Below are 14,275 nucleotides of genomic sequence, written 5' to 3'. Positions count from 1 at the left end.
CAGGCTGAGGCCATGGTCACGCAGTCGAACGACGACGAGGCCGGCCTTGTCCGACTCGGTGCCCCGATCGACGCCCGCCCGTTGTTCGGCCCGGAGCTTCAGGCACTACTGGGTCTGCTGCGCGGGCTGCGCCCCGCGGAGTGGGAGCGGATCGCCGTCCCGGGCTGGACCGTGCACGACGTCGCCGCCCACCTTCTCGGCGACTACCGCGCGCGCCTCGGCCTCCGCGAGCCGCCGGCCCCCTTCGCGCCGGGCGAGACCCTGGAGGCGTTCGTCCACCGCGCCAACCAGGAGTGGGTCGAGCGCCATCGGGGCGTCGGCGCCGCCGCGCTCGTCGAGGCCCTGGAACGGAACGGCACCGAACTGGTCCACCACTTCGCACGCGTGGACCTGGACGCTCCGGCACTGGGCGTGTCCTGGGCCGGGGCCGATCCGGCACCGATGTGGCTGGACTGCGCCCGGGAGTTCACCGAGCACTGGACCCACCGCCAGCAGATCCGCCTCGCGGCCGGGCTGGACACCGACGCGGAACCGCGGGCCCTGGCCTTGGTCCTCGACACCTTCATGCGGGCTCTGCCGCACACCCTGCGCGACACCGAGGCGCCGGACGGCACGCAGGTGGAGGTGGCCGTCGGCGGCGTGGTCGAGGCGGCGTGGACCGTGACCGCCGGGCCGGGCGGCTGGTCCCTGGCCGAGGCGTCCGAGGACCGGCCGGCGGCGACCGTACGGCTGGACGCGGAGACCGCCTGGCGGCTGTGCACGCGCGGCATCCAGCCGGCCGCCGCACTCACTCGGGCCGGTATCGAGGGCGATCACCGGCTGGCCGAGGCGGTGTGCCGGATCGTGTCCGTCGTGTACTGATCGCGGGCACGGTCTCCTGACCGGGACGATCACCGACCCCCAGCCCACAGACGCCGGGCACGACGCTCAGCGCTGTGTGCGTGCCGCCGTGGGCGAGTGCGTCGGTGCCGGGGAGCGGGGCGCGTCGGCGGCGCGTTCGCAGTGCGGCCAGTCACCGAAGTCGCGGTCCCGGCTCCACAGCTTCCGGGCCGCCTGGATGTTCCACTCCGGGTCCAGGGCCTCGCGCGGCGTGCCGCCCAGCTCGCGCAGCCGGGCGTCGGAGATCTGGAACAGTCCCCAGTTCCGGGTGCCGTTGGTGTTGGGGAGGATGTGCAGCGGGTCGAGGAAGGACTGGCAGTCGGCGATGGCCACCGCCTTGTCCGGCACCTCGGGGAACACCTCCCGGACCCGCTGCCGCACCTTCCGCGGCGACCACACGTCCATCCGGACGCGCGAGGTGTACAGCGCCTTCTTCGTCGGCTCCCCGACGACTCCGTTGGGCTGGAGTCCGGCGAGCACCTGGAAGGCCGTGACGCGGCGCAGGGTCTGCGGCCCGAAGTTTCCGTCCACGTCGATGTCCGCGCCCTTGGCGTGCAGCAGGCGCTGCACCTCGCGCACGCACCCGTCGTGCTCGCCCATCGCGATCACGGGCGGGCAGTTGGCCGAGACCAACAGCCGGTCCTCGCCGGTGCTCCGTCCGCCGCCGGCGGGTGACCGGCCGTTCGACAGGGCCCAGGCGCAGACGATGACGGCGGCGATGAGCGCGGCCGTGACGACGGAGGTGCGCAACCGGCGTCGGCGTGACCATCCGGCGGGGCGGGGGTGCGGCGCGGCGTCCGGCTCCCCGGCCCGGACCGCACCAGGCTCCCCGGCCGGGCCGGCGTTCGGGCCCGTGGCCGGGCCGGCGTTCGGGCCCGTGGCCGGACCGGCGTTCAGGCCCGTGGCCGGACCGGCGTTCAGGCCCGTGGCCGGACCGGCGTTCAGGCCCGTGGCCGGACCGGCGTTCAGGCCCGTGGCCGGGCCCATGTCTTCAACCGCCGTTTCGTCCTGCGCCGTGTGTTCCTCGTCTTGCCCCGCACCGGCCGCTGCCGCCCGCGCCGCGTCCGCCAGCGCCCACAGCCGGTGCAAGGTGCGCAGTTCGTCCGGGGTCGCGCCGCAGACCGTGGCCAGCCGGTGCACGCTCCCGTAGTCCTGCGGCACCGATGTGCCGCGGCAGTAACGGTGCAACGTCGAACCGGCCAGCCCGGACTTCCTGGCGAGGGCCTCGTAACTCAGCCCGGACCGGCTCTTCAGCGAACGCAGGAGCGCGGCGAACCGCTCCGTTTCTGGGCATGCGGACAAAGCCTCTCCCCCCTCGGAATCCCCAACAGGACGCTGGTCGGGCGTCTTGTGCCGACACTGTGCCAGCAAAGGCGTCCCATGGCCGTCCCAACGGTTGCGGAACGCGCCAGGCGAGCGCCGGGACGCCGTCCCCGCATCCCAGCCGGCCGCTTCGTCCTTGCCCGGCCCGGACGTGCCTTGCCAGCGTCGGGACGTCCGCTCCACCGTCCCACGATCTCCGAGGAGACCAGCCCCATGCGCCTTTCCGTACGCCGGCACTCTCGTACGAACTCCCTGCTCGCGGCTCTCACCGTCAGCGCCGCCGCCGTCACCGCCCTGGCCGTGCCGAGCTCCGCGTCGGCGGCCCCGGCCGCGCCCGCCGCGGTGGACTGCGCGTCCGGGCACGTCTGTTTCTGGACCGGCTCCAACTTCACCGGCAGCAAGTGCTCGTGGGACGTGGCCGACCCCGACTGGCAGAACGGTGCCATCAGGTGCTCCTGGGCCGCCACGAGCAACGTGAAGTCCGTGTGGAACGCCGGCACCAGCAGCTCCAGCGGCGTCGCGTACTACCGGGGCGCCGACTACTCCGACCGGGTCGGCTGCACCCGCCAGCAGCACGGCGGCAACCTGGCCGGTACGTACAAGGTCCGCTCCCACCGGTGGATCTCGGGCAGCTGCGGCTGATCCGGCCCCCGCACGAAAGCGGTGGCGTGCACGCCCGCTCGGGTGCGCACGCCACCGCGGCATGTCCCACCGGGCGTCGGTCAGACCACGAGGGGCGAGCGCGCGTGCTCCTCGGGGAGGGGCCGTGTGTCGAGGTGGAACCACTCGGCGTCGGCCGCGGGCCAGGGTGACGGTTCCCCCGCCTGCTCGGTCGGCCCGGTGACCGCACGCCTGGGCAGGGGCGCCGTCTCCGGGAACTGGTCGCCCGGGTCCGCGCGGTGACCCGCCGCACGCACCGCGCCCCTGTCTCCAACGCCTTGCGGGCGTCCCCGGCGGGCAGCACCGTCACGATCGAGCTGCGGCTGCAGGACCCGCCCCGGCGGGCGTTGCGCGACAGCCCGCCGGTGCACGGTCTGGTCGGCGCGCGGCGGCGAGACCCTCAGAGCCGCCCCCGCTGGGTCGACCTGCACGTCACCGACGAGGGCCCGGGCATGTCGGAGGAGCGGCGGGCCCGCGCCTTCGACCGTTTCCGGCGCGCCCGGGTGCGCCCGAGGGCGGTACGGGGGTCTGGCCCTGGTGCAGCGTCTCGCGCACGCCGGTGGCGGCGAGGCGGTCCTGCGCGCGGCGGCCACCGGTGGCCTGGACGTGGTGGCCGGCTGCCGTCCGCGCGGCCTGCGGTCGAGGATGGCCCGGGGCCGGGCGGCGACCGTCCGAGGAGGACCAGACGGGGGGTTCCGGCGCTGCCCGCGCAGCGGTGACGGCCGTGGGGCACAGGCGGCACACAGCATGCCGTCCCCCGGCCACGAGTTGTCCATGTCCCGTCAATCCCATCCCCTTAGCGTCCTTTCCGCCTCCCCCTGCGCACGACCCTGCCGTCGACCGGCGGCGGGGCGGTACGGCATCTCTTGGAGTGAGAGTGGAACGTCGTAGCCTCCTGCGTGCGGCCGTCCTCGGCGGCACATCGGCCGCTCTGGGCGGAACCCTGTGGCGCGGGGCCGCCTACGCGGCCCCGGCCCAGCCCGGCACCGGCCCCTACGGGCCGCTGGGTTCCCCGGACGCCAACGGCATCAGACTCCCCGGCGGCTTCACGAGCCGGGTCATCGCCCGGTCCGGCCAACGGGTCGGGAGCACGTCGTACACCTGGCACAACGCCCCGGACGGCGGCGCCTGTTACGCCGACGGCACGGGCTGGATCTACGTCTCCAACTCCGAGATCAACCCCTCGGGCGGCGCGAGCGCGGTGAGGTTCTCGTCGGCCGGGACGATCACGGGCGCGTACCGCATCCTGTCGAACACCCGGCAGAACTGCGCGGGCGGCACGACGCCGTGGAACACCTGGCTGTCCTGCGAGGAGGTGGACCGGGGCTACGTCTACGAGACGGACCCGTGGGGTGCGAAGGCGGCGGTGCGCCGGGACGCGATGGGCCGCTTCAAGCACGAGGCGGCCGCGGCCGACCCGGTCCGCCGGGTCGTCTATCTGACGGAGGACGTCACCGACGGCTGCTTCTACCGCTTCCGGCCGGCGACCTGGGGCGACCTGTCCTCCGGCACACTGGAGGTCATGGTGGCGGGCACCGGCACCAGCGGCCCGGTGAGCTGGTCCCGGGTCCCCGACCCCTCCGGCGCGACGGCCACCCGCAATCAGGTGTCCGGCGCCAAGCGGTTCAACGGCGGTGAGGGCTGCTACTACGCCGACGACACCTGCTGGTTCACCACCAAGGGCGACAACCGCGTCTGGCGGTACGACGCCGCCGCCCAGACCATCGAACTCGCCTACGACGACTCCCTGGTCACCGGCGGCACGGCCCCGCTCACCGGCGTGGACAACGTCACCGGCTCCGCCTCCGGCGACCTCTTCGTCGCCGAGGACGGCGGCACCATGGAGATCTGCGTCATCACCCCCGCCGACGTCGTGGCCCCCTTCCTGCGCGTCGAGGGCCAGTCCGCCTCGGAGATCACCGGCCCGGCCTTCTCCCCGGACGGCACCCGCCTCTACTTCTCCAGCCAGCGAGGCACGAGCGGTTCGTCCTCGGGCGGCATCACGTACGAGGTGACGGGCCCGTTCCGCTCGTAGCCTCCCGTCCGACTTCACGTGACCATCACAAGTTGGTCACCCCTCCCTCACGCGGGGCCGCCCGGCTCTACGGTCATCCCCTCACGCATCAGCCCTGGGGGGATGACCATGAGCAATCCGTACACCGGCCCGCACAACACCCCGTACCCCGCACCGCCCCCGCCCGGCGAACCGGCGCCCCGCTGGGCCAGGAAGCGCTACGTGCTGCCCGCGCTCGGGCTGGCCCTGTTCATCGGTATGGGCGTGGGCGCCGGCGGCGGTCAGACCACGAACGACGCGAAGCCCGCGTCCGCCGCGCCCCGGCCGACCGTCACCGTCACCGCGACGGCGACCACCACCGCGACGCCGCCCGCGAAGGAGCCGGAGCCCGCTCCCACCGTCACCGCGACGAAGACCGTCAAGGTCACCACCACGGTCACCGCACAGCCGGCAGCGGGCGGCGGGGCCGACGACAGCGGCTCGGAGGGCGGCGGGGACGTGTACTACGCCAACTGCAGCGCCGTGCGCGCCGCGGGCGCCGCCCCCATCCACCGGGGCGAGCCCGGGTACGCCTCCCACCTGGACCGGGACGACGACGGGGTCGCGTGCGACACCTGAGCCCGATGCGCCGGTGACCATCGGCGGGTCCGGCCGTTCCACCGTTCGGGCAGCTCGATCCGGGCTGCCCGGCCGACGGAAGGAACACCACCGTGGACACGACCGTGCCCGCCCCGAACGCGCCGCGTGTGCTGCCCCGCGCCGAGTGGGTCAAGACACTGCCCCAGACCATCGTCGCGTCCTGCGTCCTGCTGCTCGACGCCGAGGACCGGATCCTGCTGCTGCGCTACGCCGCGGGGCAGCCCGCGGCGGGGCTATGGGGGCTGCCGGGCGGCATGCTCGACCCCGGGGAGGACCCCGTCGGAGCCGCGCGCCGGGAGCTGCACGAGGAGACCGGCATCGCCCTCCGGGGGGACCTGCGGTTCATCGGCTACGACCACCGGGCCGATGTGCTGGGCACCGGGCCGGTGATCGACTTCTACTTCCACGGCGGCCGGCTCCCGGCCGGGCAGCCCGTCCGGCGCAGCTCGGAGCACGACCGCCACGGCCTCTTCGCCCTCGCCGACCTGGAAGCCACCCCGCTGGCGACCCGGCTGCCCACCCTCGGCGCCCTGCTGACCGCGGCCCGGACCGGCACCGTCGTGTGCCTGCGCGACGGTCTGCCGCGGTAAGGGTCCTCAGGCCCTGGCCGGAACGCGCGAGAGCGGGGCGGCACCTCCGCACAAGGTGCCGCCCCGCTCTTCTTCGTGCGCCGGAGCCGCCGCGATCGGTGAGGGTCGGGGACCGTCGACGACTCCGGGTTCCGTGGTCCGGGCTAGCGGTGGTCGCTGCCCTGGGACTGGACCGCCGCCCGGCCCGCTTCCAGCCGGGCCACCGGGATGCGGAACGGGGAGCAGGAGACGTAGTCGAGTCCGACCTCGTGGAAGAAGTGGACCGACTCGGGGTCGCCGCCGTGCTCGCCGCAGACGCCGAGCTTGAGGTCGGGGCGGGTCTCGCGCCCGGCCTTGGCGGCCAGCTTCACGAGGGATCCGACGCCGTCCTTGTCGATCGTCTCGAACGGGGAGACACCGAAGATGCCCTTCTCCAGGTACGCGGTGAAGAAGCTCGCCTCCACGTCGTCCCGGGAGAAGCCCCACACCGTCTGGGTCAGGTCGTTCGTGCCGAAGGAGAAGAACTGCGCGGCCTCGGCGATCTGACCGGCGGTCAGCGCGGCGCGCGGCAGCTCGATCATCGTGCCGATGGACAGGTTCAGCTGGGCGCCGGAGGCCGCCTCGACCTCGGCGATGACCTGGTCGGCCTCCTCGCGCACGATCTCGAGCTCCTGGACCGTGCCGACGAGCGGGATCATGATCTCTGCGCGCGGGTCACCCTTGGCGGCCTTGCGCTCGGCCGCGGCCTCCGCGATGGCCCGGACCTGCATGGTGAACAGGCCGGGGATGACCAGGCCGAGGCGCACTCCGCGCAGACCCAGCATCGGGTTCTGCTCGTGCAGCCGGTGGACGGCCTGGAGGAGGCGCAGCTCGTTCTCGTGCGGCTCCTGGCGGGACTCGGCGAGGGCGACACGGACGGACAGCTCGGTGATGTCCGGGAGGAACTCGTGCAGCGGCGGGTCAAGGAGGCGGACGGTGACCGGCAGGCCGTCCATCGACTCGAAGAGCTGGACGAAGTCCTGCTTCTGGAGCGGGAGCAGCTGCTTGAGGGACTCCTCGCGCTCGGCATCCGTGTCGGCCAGGATCAGCCGTTCCACCAGCTCGCGCCGGTCACCGAGGAACATGTGCTCGGTGCGGCACAGGCCGATGCCCTGGGCGCCGAAACGGCGGGCGCGCAGCGCGTCCTCGGCGTTGTCGGCGTTGGCGCGCACCCGCAGGCGGCGCTTGCGGTCGGCGAAGGCCATCATCCGGTGGACGGCCTCGACCAGCTCGTCGGCGTCGTCGGCACCCGGGTGCATCCGGCCCTCGAAGTACTCCACGACCGGGGAGGGCACGACCGGGACCTCACCGAGGTAGACCTTGCCCGAGGAGCCGTCGATGGAGACGACGTCGCCCTCCTCGACGACGTGCCCGCCCGGCACGGTCATCCGGCGGCGCTTGGTGTCGACCTCCAGCTCCTCGGCGCCGCAGACACAGGTCTTGCCCATGCCGCGGGCCACGACGGCCGCGTGGGAGGTCTTGCCGCCGCGGGAGGTCAGGATGCCCTCGGCGGCGATCATGCCGTCCAGGTCGTCGGGGTTGGTCTCGCGGCGGATCAGGATGACCTTCTCGCCCGAGCGGGACCACTTCACGGCCGTGTAGGAGTCGAAGACGGCCTTGCCGACGGCCGCGCCCGGGGAGGCCGCGATGCCCCGGCCGACCGTCGCGACCTTCGCGCTCTCGTCGAAACGCGGGAACATCAGCTGGGCGAGCTGGGCGCCGTTGACGCGGGTGAGTGCCTCGGCCTCGTCGATCAGCCCCTGGTCCACCAGCTGGGTGGCGATGCGGAAGGCCGCGCCCGCGGTGCGCTTTCCGACGCGGGTCTGGAGCATCCACAGCACACCGCGCTCGATGGTGAACTCGATGTCGCAGAGATCCTTGTAGTGGTTCTCCAGCGTCTGCATGATCTGCATCAGCTGGTCGTACGACTTCTTGTCGATCGACTCCAGGTCGGCGAGCGGCACGGTGTTGCGGATGCCCGCGACGACGTCCTCGCCCTGCGCGTTCTGGAGGTAGTCGCCGTAGACGCCCTGGTGGCCGGAGGCGGGGTCGCGGGTGAAGGCGACGCCGGTGCCGGAGTCGGGGCCGAGGTTGCCGAAGACCATGGAGCAGACGTTGACGGCCGTGCCCAGGTCGTGCGGGATGCGCTCCTGGCGGCGGTAGAGCTTGGCCCGGTCGGTGTTCCAGGAGTCGAAGACCGCGTGGATGGCGAGGTCCATCTGCTCGCGCGGGTCCTGCGGGAAGTCCCGGCCGGCCTCGGTCTTGACGATCTTCTTGAACTTGGTGACGAGCTTCTTGAGGTCGGCGGCCTCCAGCTCGGTGTCGACCGTGACCTTCTTGGCCGCCTTGGCCGCGTCCAGCGCGTCCTCGAACAGCTCGCCGTCGACGCCCAGGACGGTCTTGCCGAACATCTGGATGAGGCGGCGGTAGGAGTCCCACGCGAAGCGGTCGTCGCCGGCCTGCTTGGCCAGGCCCTGCACCGACTTGTCGGAGAGGCCGATGTTGAGGACGGTGTCCATCATGCCGGGCATGGAGAACTTGGCGCCCGAGCGCACCGACACCAGCAGCGGGTCGTCGGCCTGGCCGAGCTTCTTGCCCATGCGGGCCTCGAGCGCGTCGAGGTGTGCACTCACCTCGTCACGCAGTGCCGCCGGCTCCTCGCCGCTCTCCAGGTAGACCTTGCAGGCCTCGGTGGTGATCGTGAAGCCGGGAGGGACCGGAAGGCCCAGGTTCGTCATCTCCGCGAGGTTCGCGCCCTTGCCACCAAGGAGGTCCTTGAGGTCCTTGTTGCCCTCGGTGAAGTCGTAGACGAACTTCACGCCCTCAACGCTGGTGCCGTGCTCAGCTACCTGGGGATCTTTGTTTTCCGACACGGGTCTCGACTCCTCGAGGACGCGGTGGCTGCCCTGACGGCGAGGAACATACCCAGATCAAAGGCGTCTGGGTACGTCCACTTGTGCGTCATACGCCTGTAACCACTCGTCCGCCAGCGGATCGAAAGTCAAGGCGCGGCAAGCGATCAGGGGCGCATGCTTTCACTTCTTGAACACAAGAACCTCCCGGACCCTTCCATGACGCTCATGTGAGCAGGGTTTCCGCCCATTTGATTTCGCTCGATGAACGATCAAAGGGTGGCACTCAGTGCCACCCTTTGGAGAAGTGCAGTCGCTCACGACCTGCTCATCTGAGCGCAACCCTTATCAGGGGTGGCGAGAATCACGCTGCCACACCCGACGGAATTTCACCATGCGGACGCGTCCCCGGACCGGAACACGGCCGTCACACCCCGAGCGCGCGCAGCCGCTCCTCGGCCCGCTCGGGCGCGTAGAGGTGTTCCACGACCATGGCACCGGCTCCCACCAGCGCGGCCCGCTCGCCCAGCCGCGCGGTCACGACGTCCAGGTGCGCGGTGGAGCGGGGCAGCGCCCGCTGGTACAGCAGTTCGCGCACGCCCGTCAGGAAGGGAGTTCCGGCCAGATCCCCGGCGATCATCAGGACGCCGGGGTTGAGCAGGGTCACGACGGTGGCGAGGACGTCCCCCACCCGGCGCCCGGCTTCCCGGGCGAGTCCGACCGCGTCGGGGTGCCCGGACGCCAGCAGATCCCGCACGTCCGAGCCGGAGGCCGCCGGCACCCCGGCCTCCGCCAGCCGCCGCGCCACCGCGCCACCGCTCGCGACGGCGGCCAGACAGCCGTACGCACCGCACCGGCACAGCGCCTCGGCACCCTCCGGCACCCGGATGTGCCCGATGTCGCCGGCACCGCCGTCGACGCCCCGGAACACCGAGCCGTCCACCACGACCCCGGCGCCGATACCGGTGGAGACCTTCACCAGCACGAAGGCCGAGCAGTCCGGGTAGCCGGTGCGCTGTTCGCCGTAGGCCATGAGGTTGGCGTCGTTGTCCACCAGCACCGGCACCCCGGCGGTGCCCGCGTGCTCGGTGAGCGCCCGGGCCAGTCGGCCCTTGATGTCGTAGCCGTCCCAGCCGGGCATGATCGGCGGCTGGACGACCCGGCCGGCCTCGGTGTCGACGGGGCCGGGCACCGCCAGCCCGACCCCGCAGACCGTCTCGGCCCCGCGCCCGGCCTTCTCCACCAACTCCGCGAACCAGCCGCCGAGTTCACCGAGCACCGCGTCCGGCCCGTCCTCGACGGCCAGGGTGCCGGAGTGCTCGGCGAGGATCTCGCCGCTCAGGGACAGCACGGCCGCGCGCGCGTGCCGGGTGTCGAGGTCCGCGGCGAGGACCACCGCGTGCTCGTCATCGAACTCCAGGGTGATGGAAGGCCGCCCGCCCAGCGGTGAGTCCACCGGTCCGCCGGCGCCCTCGCGCAACCAGCCCGCGCGGAAGAGCCGGTCCAGCCGCTGCCCGACGGTGGCCCGGGACAGTCCGGTCGCCTGTTGCAGCGCACCCCGGGTCACGGCGCGGCGACTGCGCACCAGTTCAAGCAGATCGCCGGCGCTTGCCTGAACGCGTCCCGTCATGCGCCCCCCTTGTGTTTCCCAATCCTGCATTACATATTGGGTTTTGCGTGTTAAATAGACGTAACCCTACGGTAGCCCCTGCCGATCCCGGTCAGGAGTACGTCTTTGGGAGAGCCCCGAGTGGATCGCATCGCCCAGCTCACCACGCGTCCCGCGGGGCGCGACACCGCATACGATCCAACCGACGCGCCGCCTTCCCTACAGGTCAGGGCCGCACAAATCCTGGAGGGCAACTGGACGGGCACGTCCACCGTGCCCTCGCGCGGCCTGTATCCGCACCAGTGGTCGTGGGACTCCGCGTTCATCGCGATCGGCCTGCGGCACCTGTCGCCGTTACGGGCCCAGACGGAGCTGGAGACGCTGCTGGCGGCCCAGTGGGCGGACGGGCGCGTCCCGCACATCGTCTTCAACCCCTCCGTCCCCCACGACGCCTACTTCCCGAGCCCCGACTTCTGGCGCTCGTCGGCCGCCGGGCGCTCCGCGGGCGCCCCGGGCACCGTACAGACCTCCGGGATCGTGCAGCCACCGGTACACGCGCTGGCCGCGTGGCTGGTGCACCTCGCCGACCCGGGCCTGTCCCGGGCGCGCGGCTTCCTCACCCGGCTGTACCCCCGGCTGGCCGCCTGGCACGGTTACCTCCTGCACCGGCGCGACCTCGGCGGAGGCGGACTGGTGTCGGTCGTGCACCCCTGGGAACAGGGCATGGACAACAGCCCCTGCTGGGACCGTCCGCTGTCCCGGGTCACTCCCGCCCCGGCCCGCTCCTTCCGCCGTGCCGACCTCGGCCACGGCGCCCCCGAGGACCGGCCGACGGATCTGGACTACGGGCGGTATGTGCGGCTGGCGGCCGACTACCGGGACCGCGGATACGCCGACGGTGGAATCAGGGGGGCGGCCCGCAAGGCCACGGTTGAGGGCGGTGGTGGGAGACGGGCGGGAGAGTTCGCCGTGGAGGACCCGGCGTTCAACGCCCTGCTCGTCGTTTCCGAGTACGCCCTGGCCCACATCGCCCACGAGCTGGGGGTCACCGGCTCGGCCCGGCAGGCCCGCGCGGAGCGTCTGACGGCGGCCCTGACGGAGCGGCTGTGGGAGCCGGCGGCGGGGATGTTCCTGTGCCGGGACGTGCGCGCCGGGGAACTGATCCCCGAGCGCTCGGTCTCCGGGCTGATCCCCCTGCTGCTGCCGGCCCTGCCGCGCGAGATCGTGGCCACCCTGGTCCGCACGGTCTGCGGCCCGCACTTCGGGCTCGGTGGCACGACCCGCATGGTCCCGAGCTACGACCTGCTCGGCGAGGCCTTCGACCCGCACCGCTACTGGCGCGGCCCGGCCTGGTTCAACACCAACTGGCTGCTGGAGCGCGGGCTGCGGCTGCACGGCGAGCGGGTCCGGGCCGACGACCTGCGCACCGGCATGCTGCACACCGCCGGCGCCTCCGGCTTCGCGGAGTACGTCGACCCGTACACGGCACAGGCCTGCGGTGTCACCGGCTTCGGCTGGACCGCCGCGCTCACGCTCGACCTGCTGCACGACCGGCCCGCACCGGGCAGGAACGGCCTCACGGCGACCAAGGGAGGGGACCGGGAATGACGGACCGGCATCATCTGCTCGTGCACGGCCGGACGTTCGCCGCCGTCGGCGACCGCGGCGACATCAGCGGCTACCGGGGCGGCAGCGCCCCGGACGGCATGTTCGTACGGGACGCCCGGCATCTGAGCCGATGGCAGCTCACCGTCGACGGGGCGGTGCCCGACACACTGTCGCCGGTGGCCGACGGGGACACCGCACGCTGTGTGCTCGTCCCGCGCGGCGGCCGCGACGAACCGCCCGCGTACACGCTCTTTCGCGAACAGGCCGTCGGAGACTCCTCGTTCGTGGAGTCGCTGCGCGTCACCAGCAACCGCCCGGTGCCGACGACGGTCCACCTCGCGGTCACCGCCGACGCCGACTTCACCGACCAGTTCGAGCTGCGCTCCGACCACCGCACCTACACGAAGGCCGGCGCCGTCCGCTCACGCCACGTGCTCGGCCACGGCGTGGAGTTCACCTACCGGCGCGGTGAATGGTGTTCCGTCACGACCGTGACGGCCGACCCCCGGCCGGACGCCGTGGAGGAGACCGGTACCGGCGCGCGGCGCCTGGCGTGGAACCTCGACCTGGAACCGCACGGCACCACCGAGCTGACCCTGCGGATCATCGCCCGCCCGCACGGCGACCGGCGCGCCCTGCGCGTACCCCGCTCCCCCTCCGCCGCCCAGGAGCAACTCCGTCTTCGGGAAGGTGAGTTCGTCCGGGACGTGGTGGTCCCCAGCGGCTGGCCCGAGCTGGCCGCGGCCTGCACCAGGGGGCTCGCCGACCTCGCCGCCCTGCTGGTCCCGGCGACCGGCCCGGACGGCGAGGACCTGCGCGTCCCGGCGGCCGGCGCCCCCTGGTTCCTGACCCTGCTGGGCCGGGACGCCCTGCTGACCTCGCTGTTCGCCCTGCCCTACCGGCCGGGCCTGGCCGCCGCCACCCTGCCCGCGCTCGCCGCGACCCAGGCCACCGGGACCGGTGCCGACGGCATCGCCCAGCCCGGCAAGATCGTGCACGAGGTGCGGCACGGCGAACTGGCCCACTTCGGCCAGGTCCCCTACGGCCGCTACTACGGCTCGGTCGACGCCACCCCGCTCTTCCTCGTGCTGCTCGGCGCGTACACCGAGCACACCGGGGACACCGCCCTGGCCCGGCGCCTCGAATCCCAGGCCCGCGCGGCCATCGCCTGGATGCTCGACCACGGCGGCCTCACCTCGCGCGGCTACCTCGTCTACCGCGCCGACCAGGGCGGCCTCGCCAACCAGAACTGGAAGGACTCCCCCGGCGCCATCTGCTCCGCCGAAGGCACCCGCCCGCACGGCCCGGTGACGGCCGCCGGCGCCCAGGGCTACGCCTACGACGCCCTGCGGCGCACGGCGGGGCTCGCCCGCACGGTGTGGCAGGACGCCACGTACGCGCACCTGCTGGAACAGGCGGCCGGTGACCTGCGCGAGCGTTTCCGGCGGGACTTCTGGATGCCCGAGCACTCCTTCCCGGCCCTCGCGCTGGACGGCCGGGGCCGTCAGGTCGACGCGCTGGCCTCGGACGCCGGGCACCTGCTGTGGTCGGGGCTGCTGGACAAGGAGTACGGCGAACTCGTGGGCCGACGGCTCCTCGAACCGGACTTCTTCTCCGGCTGGGGCGTGCGCACCCTCGCGGCCGGGCAGCCGGCGTACCACCCGCTCTCCTACCACCGCGGCTCGGTCTGGCCGCACGACAACGCGCTGATCGCACTGGGCCTGGCCCGCTACGGGCTGCACGACAAGGCCCGCGCGATCGCCCACGGCCTGGTCGACGCGGCGGGCGCGACCGGCCACCGGCTCCCGGAGGTCCTCGCGGGCTACGGCCGCGACACGCACCCGGAGCCGGTGCCGTACCCGCACGCGTGCGTGCGGGAATCGCGGTCGGCGTCGGCCCCGTTGGCGCTGCTCACGGCGGTCGGCGTGGTCTGAGGGCCGGTTGGGCGGCCGTTTGCCGGGTGTTTGCCGAGTGCTGGCCCGGCAGGCTGAACGGACCCGGTGGACACCCCGTACGGAACGGTGGCGGACCCGGCCCCCCCACCCGGGTCCGCCCCCTCACCGGTTTCGTACGGGAAGGACAT

At 72.9% G+C, this 14,275-nt stretch carries 11 protein-coding genes; 7 read left to right on the top strand and 4 right to left on the bottom strand.

The window, feature by feature from the left end:
* Positions 1-12 precede the first annotated feature (12 nt).
* Positions 13-861: a maleylpyruvate isomerase family mycothiol-dependent enzyme gene (locus tag ACIQHQ_RS02720; protein WP_402609371.1), complete on the top strand. Its 849-nt coding sequence runs from the start codon at positions 13-15 to the stop codon at positions 859-861.
* Between the two features lie 66 nt (positions 862-927).
* On the opposite strand, the gene ACIQHQ_RS02715 is transcribed toward ACIQHQ_RS02720, so the two are convergent.
* Positions 928-2,181, bottom strand: a complete 1,254-nt coding sequence (locus ACIQHQ_RS02715; protein ID WP_402609369.1) for a helix-turn-helix domain-containing protein — start codon at positions 2,179-2,181, stop codon at positions 928-930.
* A 234-nt stretch (positions 2,182-2,415) separates the two neighbouring features.
* On the opposite strand from ACIQHQ_RS02715, the gene ACIQHQ_RS02710 reads away from it, so the two are divergent.
* On the top strand, positions 2,416-2,844 hold the full coding sequence (locus tag ACIQHQ_RS02710; RefSeq protein WP_402609367.1) for a peptidase inhibitor family I36 protein: 429 nt from the start codon (positions 2,416-2,418) through the stop codon (positions 2,842-2,844).
* An 80-nt stretch (positions 2,845-2,924) separates the two neighbouring features.
* Here ACIQHQ_RS02710 and ACIQHQ_RS02705 read toward each other — a convergent pair whose 3' ends face one another.
* Complete coding sequence (locus ACIQHQ_RS02705; RefSeq protein ID WP_402609365.1) at positions 2,925-3,119, bottom strand: hypothetical protein; 195 nt, start codon at positions 3,117-3,119, stop codon at positions 2,925-2,927.
* A gap of 620 nt (positions 3,120-3,739) precedes the next feature.
* Here ACIQHQ_RS02705 and ACIQHQ_RS02700 point away from each other — a divergent pair.
* The 3 genes from ACIQHQ_RS02700 (at position 3,740) to ACIQHQ_RS02690 (ending at position 6,105) form a co-directional block, all read left to right on the top strand.
* Entirely contained in the window at positions 3,740-4,897 is a 1,158-nt protein-coding gene (locus ACIQHQ_RS02700; protein ID WP_402609363.1) for an alkaline phosphatase PhoX, read from the top strand.
* Positions 4,898-5,005: 108 nt separating this feature from the next.
* The gene (locus ACIQHQ_RS02695) at positions 5,006-5,494 is read left to right on the top strand and encodes an excalibur calcium-binding domain-containing protein (protein ID WP_402609361.1); all 489 of its coding nucleotides are present in this window, start codon (positions 5,006-5,008) and stop codon (positions 5,492-5,494) included.
* Positions 5,495-5,586: 92 nt separating this feature from the next.
* Positions 5,587-6,105, top strand: coding sequence for an NUDIX hydrolase (locus ACIQHQ_RS02690; RefSeq protein ID WP_402609359.1), 519 nt, complete (start codon positions 5,587-5,589; stop codon positions 6,103-6,105).
* Positions 6,106-6,248: 143 nt separating this feature from the next.
* Here ACIQHQ_RS02690 and ppdK read toward each other — a convergent pair whose 3' ends face one another.
* Complete coding sequence (gene ppdK / locus ACIQHQ_RS02685; protein ID WP_402609357.1) at positions 6,249-8,996, bottom strand: pyruvate, phosphate dikinase; 2,748 nt, start codon at positions 8,994-8,996, stop codon at positions 6,249-6,251.
* A 406-nt stretch (positions 8,997-9,402) separates the two neighbouring features.
* Complete coding sequence (locus ACIQHQ_RS02680; protein ID WP_402609355.1) at positions 9,403-10,605, bottom strand: ROK family protein; 1,203 nt, start codon at positions 10,603-10,605, stop codon at positions 9,403-9,405.
* A 120-nt stretch (positions 10,606-10,725) separates the two neighbouring features.
* On the opposite strand from ACIQHQ_RS02680, the gene ACIQHQ_RS02675 reads away from it, so the two are divergent.
* Complete coding sequence (locus tag ACIQHQ_RS02675) at positions 10,726-12,192, top strand: MGH1-like glycoside hydrolase domain-containing protein (RefSeq protein ID WP_402609353.1); 1,467 nt, start codon at positions 10,726-10,728, stop codon at positions 12,190-12,192.
* On the top strand, positions 12,189-14,126 hold the full coding sequence (locus tag ACIQHQ_RS02670) for a glycogen debranching N-terminal domain-containing protein (RefSeq protein ID WP_402609351.1): 1,938 nt from the start codon (positions 12,189-12,191) through the stop codon (positions 14,124-14,126). Before ACIQHQ_RS02675 ends, ACIQHQ_RS02670 begins: the two co-directional genes overlap by 4 nt.
* The last annotated feature ends 149 nt before the right edge of the window (positions 14,127-14,275 follow it).

The organism is Streptomyces sp. NPDC092370, assembly GCF_044755265.1.
Lineage (GTDB): Bacteria > Actinomycetota > Actinomycetes > Streptomycetales > Streptomycetaceae > Streptomyces.
The sequence above is the reverse complement of the archived record's forward strand: the minus strand, read 5'-3'. Positions and strand labels throughout refer to the sequence as shown.

Excerpts from the sequence above, each read along its gene's own strand:
- ACIQHQ_RS02680 (WP_402609355.1), bottom strand. The coding sequence starts at position 10,605 with ATGACGGGACGCGTTCAGGCAAGCGCCGGCGATCTGCTTGAACTGGTG.
- ACIQHQ_RS02695 (WP_402609361.1), top strand. The coding sequence starts at position 5,006 with ATGAGCAATCCGTACACCGGCCCGCACAACACCCCGTACCCCGCACCG.
- ACIQHQ_RS02710 (WP_402609367.1), top strand. The coding sequence starts at position 2,416 with ATGCGCCTTTCCGTACGCCGGCACTCTCGTACGAACTCCCTGCTCGCG.
- ACIQHQ_RS02670 (WP_402609351.1), top strand. The coding sequence starts at position 12,189 with ATGACGGACCGGCATCATCTGCTCGTGCACGGCCGGACGTTCGCCGCC.
- ACIQHQ_RS02720 (WP_402609371.1), top strand. The coding sequence starts at position 13 with ATGGTCACGCAGTCGAACGACGACGAGGCCGGCCTTGTCCGACTCGGT.